The organism is Pseudomonas sp. (assembly GCF_050739995.1).
Taxonomy (GTDB): Bacteria; Pseudomonadota; Gammaproteobacteria; order Pseudomonadales; family Pseudomonadaceae; genus Aquipseudomonas.
In genome coordinates this window covers 1-6,040 of record NZ_JBOICG010000321.1, presented here as the reverse complement: position 1 = coordinate 6,040, position 6,040 = coordinate 1, and the positions used below count along the sequence as shown (strand labels likewise).

6 protein-coding genes are annotated in these 6,040 nt (G+C 62.2%); all 6 read right to left on the bottom strand.

The window, feature by feature from the left end; translation table 11 throughout:
* Positions 1-306: phospholipase D-like domain-containing protein (locus tag ACRESD_RS10795; RefSeq protein WP_431750897.1), on the bottom strand; the 306-nt coding region annotated here is incomplete at its 3' end.
* 1 nt (position 307) lies between these two features.
* On the bottom strand, positions 308-886 hold the full coding sequence (locus tag ACRESD_RS10790; RefSeq protein ID WP_431750896.1) for a YceI family protein: 579 nt from the start codon (positions 884-886) through the stop codon (positions 308-310).
* Positions 887-1,076: 190 nt separating this feature from the next.
* Positions 1,077-1,835, bottom strand: a complete 759-nt coding sequence (locus ACRESD_RS10785) for an IclR family transcriptional regulator (protein ID WP_431750895.1) — start codon at positions 1,833-1,835, stop codon at positions 1,077-1,079.
* 63 nt (positions 1,836-1,898) lie between these two features.
* Positions 1,899-3,341 carry an amidase gene (locus ACRESD_RS10780; RefSeq protein ID WP_431750894.1) on the bottom strand — a complete coding sequence of 481 codons (1,443 nt, stop codon included), beginning with the start codon at positions 3,339-3,341 and terminating at the stop codon, positions 1,899-1,901.
* Positions 3,338-4,648, bottom strand: a complete 1,311-nt coding sequence (locus ACRESD_RS10775) for a citrate-proton symporter (RefSeq protein ID WP_431750893.1) — start codon at positions 4,646-4,648, stop codon at positions 3,338-3,340. Before ACRESD_RS10775 ends, ACRESD_RS10780 begins: the two co-directional genes overlap by 4 nt.
* A 59-nt stretch (positions 4,649-4,707) precedes the next feature.
* Complete coding sequence (locus tag ACRESD_RS10770) at positions 4,708-5,883, bottom strand: M20 aminoacylase family protein (protein WP_431750892.1); 1,176 nt, start codon at positions 5,881-5,883, stop codon at positions 4,708-4,710.
* Positions 5,884-6,040: the final 157 nt, after the last annotated feature.

Sequence of the window (6,040 nt, the reverse complement as noted above, 5' to 3'; positions counted from 1 at the left end):
GTTGAGGCGATTGTAGAAACGCAGCTCGACACCGGCGTCGATCAAGCGCTTACGCAGCCCAAGGGTGAACGCCAGGCTGCCGTAATCATCGAACAAGCAGCGCACCCGCACCCCACGCTCGGCGGCCAGTACCAATGCCTGCACCATGGCGTCGGCGCACGCGCCGGCTTCCACCAGATAGAGTTCGAGGTCCACCTGCCGTTCGGCACGGGCAATGCCCACCAACATCTGCGGGAAGAAAGTCGGCCCGTCGATCAGTAACTCGAAACGGTTGGCGCTGCGCCAGGGAAACACCGCGCCGCCCATGTCAGCGCGCCGAAAAGATCAGTACCGCACCCACCGGCACCGACAGACTGATCGAGCTGAGCCCCGCCGCCTTACGCAAGGCCGCCACACCAGGCATCAGTTCGAAATCCTCGGCATGCACCACCACGGGCTCCAGGGTCACCACTTGGAAACGACGATCGTCCAGCCGTGTGGCCAGCAGCTCGGCACTGTAGGTCTGGGTCTTGCCATGCAACGTGACCGCCAACGGCAGACGCAACTCCAACTGCGCGCCTGGGGCCAGATCGTTGATCGGTTGCAGGTTTATCTGCGCGTTGATCTGGGCGTCAGGGAAGATCTTGATCTCAAACAGGTCGTTGCGCATGCGCTCATCGCGCAAGGGGATGCCACTGTTGATCGACTCCAGTTCGACCTCCAACTGCGCCGCGCCGTTGCCATCGACCTTGCCATGCAACACCAGGAAGCGATGCACTTCGGCGATTTCGGTGTTTTTGGTCGTGACGAACGAAAGTCGCGAGGATTCGTTATCCAGATACCAATCGGCATAAGCAGGCACAGAGGCGGCGGCCAGCAAGGCGAAGGCCAGGGGTTTGATTGACATTGAAGACTCATGGGACGAAAAACCTGCACGAACCTTAAGCGCAATGTCACAAACGACGCAAACCCAATATGGAACGCGGCGTGTGTGGGAGGGGGCTTGCCCCGATGGCGATGTGTCAGTCATAGATCTATCAACTGACACGCCCTCATCGGGGGCAAGCCCCCTCCCACATTGGCCCTGCGGCGACTGCCTAGGCCAACGCCCGCTGCACTTCGTGCACGGTCTCCTGAAGGCTGGCCATGTGTAAGTTCAGCACCCGCTCCACCGGCGCCTGATGCATCGGCCAATGCAACGCCATGCTGCCCACCAGACGGCCATTGGCACGCACCGGCAGGGCCACCGCACGAATCAGGAACGGCAAACGCACCGGGTACTCCCAGTAACCTTCGGTGCGTTGGCCGAAGCCCTGGTGCTGGGTCTGCTCGCAGACATGGTATTGCTCGTCTGCCGCCACCTGGTCTCGGCCTGCCAGGCGTTGCACTTCATCAAAGGGCAATTGCGTGAGGCACGCCTTGCCCATGGCCGAATGAAACAGGCTGGCATGCTGGCCGACGATCTGGCAGTTGTTCGGGTACAGCTTGCGCAACACACCTGGAATCGCACTTTCCATGACCTCCAGGCGCTCGCCGTCAAAACAGGACAAGTCCACCACCAAACCGGTGCGCTCGCTCAACTCCAGCAGCCAGGGTGCGGCGCTTTCCACCACCTGGCGCTTGAAACGTTGCTGGGTATCACCGAACAAGCGCTGGGCGCGCAAGCGATAACGCCGATCGCTCAGGCCGCGATAGACCCAGCCCTGCTCCTGCAAGGTCAGCAACATGCGCGACACGGTGGCCTTGGGCAGACGCGTCAGGTAGTGCAACTCTTCCAGCCCCAGGGCCTGGTGTTCACCGAGTAATTCGACGATTGCCAGTGCGCGCTCAACCGAGCGTACGGTGCCTGTCTCCATGTTCGATCTCCCGGTTGCCGATGGATGATCATTGTTCACAGCAAGATACAGGCCCGTCCCGCGTCAACCGGTCAATTCAAGACAAGCAGGCGGCCGCCTCTGCACCCATTGCGTCAGTTGTTCATGGGCATACGCCAGTTGCAGTACCGCACGGTCGGCCTGGGCCGGGCCGATGATCTGCAGGCCCATGGGCAGGCCCTGTGGGTTAAAGCCCACCGGAATGTTCATGCTCGGCAGGCCGGCCAACGTGGGGCCGATCACCACTTCCATCCAACGGTGATAGGTGTCCATTTCACGCCCCGCCACCTGGCGCGGCCAGGACTGTTGTGCATCGAAAGGGAACACTTGGGCAGTGGGCAACAGCAGGAAATCGTAACGTTCGAACAACTTGGCCAAGGCGCGATACCACTCGCTGCGGTCTACCGACGCCTGATACACCTGTTGGGCACTCAAGCTCAGGCCGCCCTCCACTTCCCATTGGGCTTCGGGCTTGAGCAGTGCGCGCTTTTTCGGATTCGCATAGGCCGCGCCCAGGTTGCCCTGCACCAGCCAGTGGCGGTGCACCAGCCAACTGCGCCACAGGTGGGCCAGGGAGAAATCCGGCTGGCAAGGTTCAACGTCGCAACCCAGCGTGACGAAATCGCCGAGGGCTGATTCACACAGGCTCAGCACGCCATCTTCCATCGGCAGGTAACCGTTATAGTCACCGAGCCAGCCCAGGCGCGCGCCCTTGAAATCACGCTGCAAAGGTTGGCCCAGGATCGTTGGATCGTCCTTGGAGGACAATGGCACCCGTGGATCGTAACCGGCCTGGATGCTCAACAACTGCGCCACATCGGTCACGCTGCGGCCCATCGGGCCTTCGGTGCCCAGTTGCTGCACGAACAGTTCCGGCATCGGCCCGTGGGGCACCCGCCCCTGGGACGGGCGCAAGCCAAATACGTTGTTGAACGCGGCCGGGTTGCGCAGCGAGCCCATCATGTCGCTGCCATCGGCCACCGGCAGCATGCGCAACGCCAGGGCCACCGCCGCCCCGCCGCTGCTACCGCCCGCGACACGGCTTGGGTCATACGCGTTGCCGGTGGTGCCGAACAGCGTGTTGTAGGTCTGTGAGCCCAGGCCAAACTCCGGCACATTGCTCTTGCCGATAATGATCGCGCCGCTGGCCCGCACCCGCGCCACGCTGATGGCGTCTTCTGTCGGCACATGCTCGGCAAACAACGGTGAGCCGAGGGTGGTACGCAAACCCTGGGTGGCCGCCAGGTCCTTGATCGCCTGGGGCATGCCGTGCATCCAGCCACGGGAACGGCCCTGGTCCAGCTCACGATCACAGGACCGCGCCTCGGCCAGCACTTCGTCGGCATCACGCAACGACACCAGTGCATTCACACCTGGGTTAAAGCGCTGGATCTGTGCCAGATATGCCTGCATCACTTCTTCGCACGATACCTGCCGTGCGTGGATCGCCCGCGACAGTTCAGTGGCATCCCAATCAACAATACTCAAGGCTTCACCTCACTCGAAAACGGCAGCGGCTTTTTGGCACGCGGCGCCTCATGCATGCAGTAAGTGCCCAGCAGCGTCAGCACGCAAGCGAACAGTACATAGAAGGATGGCGCGACCGGCGTGCCAAGCACCTTGCTCAACCATGTGACGATCAGCGGGGCAAACCCGCCAAACACCATGACCGCCACGTTATAGGCCACCGACACACCGGTCGAACGCACCTCAATCGGAAACTGCTCGGCCAACGCCGTCGGGGCCGGGCCAAAAAATCCTCCGATGGCGGTGCAGAGCATCACCTGCATCACCAGCAAACGCTCGATGGACGGCGCGGCGGCCACCCACACATACAACGGGTAGACCATCACGAAGAACGCCAGGGTGAACGCCATCAACACCGGCCTGCGTCCCAGACGATCCGAGAGCAAGCCCGACAACGGAATCACCACGGTCATCAGCGCCACGGCAAACATCTGCACCATCAGCACCTGGTCCAACGGCAGGCCGAGGTTCTTGTGGGCGAACGTCGGCATGTTCACCAGCACCACGTAGAACGACACCGTCGCACCGCAAGCCAGGCCCATGGACACCAGGATGCTGCGTCGATGCTCGCGGATCACCTGCATCAGGCTCGGCGCCGGACCAGTGGCCTGCTTGCGTGCTTCGATGAACTCTTCCGGGTCTTCCATATGACGGCGAATCCACAGCCCCACCGGACCAATCAGCAAGCCCAGAACAAAGGGCAGACGCCAGCCCCACAGGTCGAGGGTTTCAGGGGAAAAGAAGTGCGTGACCAACGCCACCATCGCCGCGCCGCCAAACACCGCCAGGCATTGCCCCACCAATTGCCACGAGCCATACAACCCCTTGCGATGGGCTGGTGCGCTTTCAACCAGAAACGCAGTGGCACTGGCGTACTCACCGCCGGTGGCAAAGCCCTGGAGCATGCGCGCCACCACGATCAGCAACGGCGCGCCCATGCCGATGGCAGCGTAGTTGGGCGCGAAGGCGATCAGCGCGATGGACACGGTCATCAGCCGGATAATCAACTGCATCGCGGCCTTGCGTCCTTTGCGGTCGGAATAGATGCCCAACAGGATGCCGCCCACCGGACGCATGAAAAAACCCACGCCGAAGGTCGCCAAGGCCATCAACAGCGAGGCGTATTCGTCCTCGGATGGGAAAAACTGTCGGGCGATGATGCTCGCCAAAAAGCCGTAGACGATGAAGTCATACCATTCCAGCGCATTGCCGATCACCGCCGCCACCACTTGGCGGGTGCGGGAGACGCCTGTGTGTGAAGTCTGCATGAGGAACACTCCATTCAACCGATAAGGAAAAGGGTCCAGCGGCAGAAAAAGTGCGTTCGTCAGGCGGGCTTGAGCCAGCTCTCGGCCAACGCGCCCCAATAGGCGGCGCCAGTCAGCAGGATGTCGTCGTTGAAGTCATAGGCGGGGTTGTGGACCATCGGCCGTGAAACGCCGTTGCCGATAAACAGGTAGCTACCGGGGCAGCGTTGCAGCATCCAGGCGAAGTCTTCGCTGCCCATCAGCATGCGGGTATTGCCATCCACCGCCTCGGCGCCGAGCAAGGCGACACCGACCTGACGGGCGAATTCGGTTTCTTCGGGGTGGTTGACCAGTACCGGGTAAGCCGGGCGGTGTTCGACCTGCACGGTGCAGCCGAAGCTGGCGGCCTGGGTCTGGATGATGGCGTTGACCCGCTCCAGCATCTGTTCGCGCACCTTGGGGTTGAGTGCGCGCAGGCTCAAGCGCAGCAACGCTTGCTGAGGAATCACGTTGGCGGCCTGACCGGCTTGCAGGGCGCCGACCGTCACCACGGCGGCTTCCTGGGTATCGATGTTGCGCGCCACCACCGTCTGCAACGCCATGACCATACTCGCTGCCGCCACCAGTGGGTCCACCGTCAAATGCGGCATCGACCCATGGCCGCCGACACCCTCGAGGGTCACGGTGAGCAAATCCTGGGACGCCATCATCGACCCGACTTTTAATCCCAAATGCCCCGCTGGCAAGCCCGGCATATTGTGCATGCCGAACAGGCCGTCACAGGGGAAGCGTTCAAGCAGACCGTCGGCGAGCATGGCTTCGGCGCCCCCCTGACCTTCTTCGGCGGGCTGGAAGATCAGGTTCAAGGTGCCGTCGAACTGCCGCGTGGCCGCCAGGTAACGAGCGGCGCCGAGCAACATGGTGGTGTGGCCATCATGCCCGCAGGCGTGCATGCAACCGGCGTGCTGGCTGGTGTAGGCCGCGCCGGTATTTTCGATGATGGGCAAGGCGTCCATGTCGGCACGAATGCCCAGGGTGCGTGAGCTGCTGCCGTTACGCAACACACCGACCACGCCGGTCTTGCCAATGCCGGTGTGCACATCAAAGCCCCAGTCTTTCAGGGATTGCGCGACGAGGGCCGAGGTGCGGTTCTCTTCAAAACCGAGTTCGGGATGGGCGTGGATATCGTGGCGCACGGCGTGCAAGTCGCCGGCGACGTCGCTGAGCCAATCCAGAATGTGCTGGTGTGGGCGCATGGTGATTCTCCTCACAGGCGGGTGTTCCCGTTCTTGTTTGCTGCACACCGCCAGATAACCGCGATGTGGGCACGAGGACAATCAAAGGTGGTTCCACTCTGTGGAACCTCAGCGTTTTACTGTCGGTCACCAAACCCTGTGGGAGCGGGCTTGCCCG

Bases quoted from the DNA above. Each gene is read 5' to 3' on its own strand.
- ACRESD_RS10790 (WP_431750896.1), bottom strand. From the start codon at position 886: ATGTCAATCAAACCCCTGGCCTTCGCCTTGCTGGCCGCCGCCTCTGTG.
- ACRESD_RS10785 (WP_431750895.1), bottom strand. From the start codon at position 1,835: ATGGAGACAGGCACCGTACGCTCGGTTGAGCGCGCACTGGCAATCGTC.
- ACRESD_RS10775 (WP_431750893.1), bottom strand. From the start codon at position 4,648: ATGCAGACTTCACACACAGGCGTCTCCCGCACCCGCCAAGTGGTGGCG.
- ACRESD_RS10770 (WP_431750892.1), bottom strand. From the start codon at position 5,883: ATGCGCCCACACCAGCACATTCTGGATTGGCTCAGCGACGTCGCCGGC.